Source organism: Macromonas nakdongensis (genome assembly GCF_002837145.1).
Classification (GTDB): Bacteria; Pseudomonadota; Gammaproteobacteria; order Burkholderiales; family Burkholderiaceae_C; genus Macromonas_B; species Macromonas_B nakdongensis.
The window spans coordinates 1-1,811 of the sequence record NZ_NWMV01000145.1 but is presented as its reverse complement, the minus strand read 5'-3'; the positions used below and the strand labels follow the sequence as shown (position 1 = coordinate 1,811).

Annotated in this window: 1 protein-coding gene and 1 pseudogene; both read left to right on the top strand. The window is 58.4% G+C overall.

What is annotated here, in order from left to right; all coding sequences use genetic code 11:
- Window positions 1-729 (top strand): annotated as a pseudogene (locus tag CON77_RS14365) (ATP-binding protein); the annotation flags it as partial.
- A complete protein-coding gene (locus CON77_RS14360; protein WP_232788560.1) occupies window positions 726-1,811 on the top strand; it encodes a hypothetical protein in 1,086 nt (361 codons plus the stop codon). The pseudogene CON77_RS14365 and the gene CON77_RS14360, both read left to right, overlap by 4 nt.

Sequence of the window (1,811 nt, the reverse complement as noted above, 5' to 3'; positions counted from 1 at the left end):
AACTACCTTGACACGCGCCGCGAGTTCGAATCCAATGCCGGGCCCGCCGGCTGGACTGCGCAGCAAGGCTTTTACGTCTACCGCAACGAGCGCCTCCTGGTCGCAGGCGGCTGGCTTGGCCTTGGCAATGGAAGAGCCTGGAACCGTGAAGAGGCCCATCGCTTGGCTCGCATTCGGCTGGACATCCCAAACACCGCTGACGCGGACTGGAAAATCGACGTTCGCAAATCCACGTCTCGTCCCCCTGTGTCGCTGCGCCCTTGGCTGACCTCATTGGCCGAAAACACACGGGACCGCGCAAGGCGTGTTTTTGCCTACCGCGGCTCGCCTACGCCGACCGCCGGAAACCAACCGATTGAACAAGCTTGGCGGGTCGACCGGCTCAAGTCTGGGCTTAGATATCGAATCGACGAGTCCCATCCATCGGTTTCCGCAGTGCTTGCCAACGCAGGCCCAATGGCCAACCTCGTCAAGTCAATGCTTCGTGTCATCGAAGAGACTGTGCCCGTGCAGCGGATCTGGCTGGACACCGCCGAAAACAAAGAAACACCTCGAACCGGCTTCGAAGGCGAACCCAACTCTGCCGTGATCGAGGTCGCGAGCGTGCTGTTCAACGACCTGATTGAACGCAAGGGCCTGAGCGTCGAAGAGGCGCGCAAGTCGATGTTGCGAACAGAGCCGTTCCAAAAGTTTCCAACGCTTATCGCAAATTTAGGGAGTAATAAATGATCGCAGCAGAAGAGGCAGCAGCGCAGGCGCAGCTGCTCGACGATGTCATCGCTACCGCGCAACGGCTGGTGAAAGCTGAGAAGGATTCATCAAAAATTACCCCTGCGTATATCGCAGACAAGGTGAAGTTGGCCGCTGCGATGTTTGCAAGCGATCCACCCATCCCACTGGACGAAGCCGTCGTGGTCGCCACTCTGATTCAGCGATTCAGCCACCGAATGGGCAAGGCCACCACCCTAAAGGACAACACCGGCCACATCGACTGGCTCAACGCCGCCCGGAAAAAGGACTGGCACTACTGGCGCCGCTACCGCGACTACCAAGAATCGAAACTGTCGGATGTGGTGGTCGACGGGCTCGACGAGTCTACCAACGATATTCTTGGCCTGCTCGAAGACCCGCTTCGCACAGACCCTTGGGATAGGCGCGGCCTTGTCGTCGGGCATGTGCAATCCGGCAAGACAAGCAACTACACCGGCTTGATCAACAAGGCTGCGGACGCCGGCTACAAGATCATCATTGTGCTGGCAGGCCTGCACAACAATCTTCGCTCGCAAACCCAGATTCGCCTCGAGGAGGGGTTCCTTGGATATGAAACCACACCAGGTGGCGACCCGGGCGTAGCTATCGGGGTGGCATCGTTCGGCGAGGACCTCAAAACCAACTCTGCAACAACAAGGGCGGAGAACGGCGACTTCAGCAAGAGCATCGCCAAACACTTTCACGGCATCTCGCCTGAGGAGCGGCCATGGGTGTTCGTTGTGAAGAAGCAAAAGACCGTGCTCACTGAACTGCTGAGGTGGGTTCAGACGCGCGTTGCCGACACGCCTTGCCCGCTGCCCAAGGCTCCCGATTGGAAGCTTGTAACCAAACTGCCGCTTCTGATGATCGACGACGAGGCAGACAACGCGTCTGTGGATACGGGCGAGCAGCTCTTCAACGACGATGGGACGCCAGACGAAGAGCACTCCCCCAAAACCATCAACAGCCTCATTCGGCAGTTGTTGCACTCCTTCACTCGAAAGGCGTATGTGGGCTACACAGCCACGCCTTTCGCCAATATGAACCGCCCCGGGAATTGA

Coding starts and splice junctions, on each gene's coding strand:
- CON77_RS14360 (WP_232788560.1), top strand. CDS start 726: ATGATCGCAGCAGAAGAGGCAGCAGCGCAGGCGCAGCTGCTCGACGAT.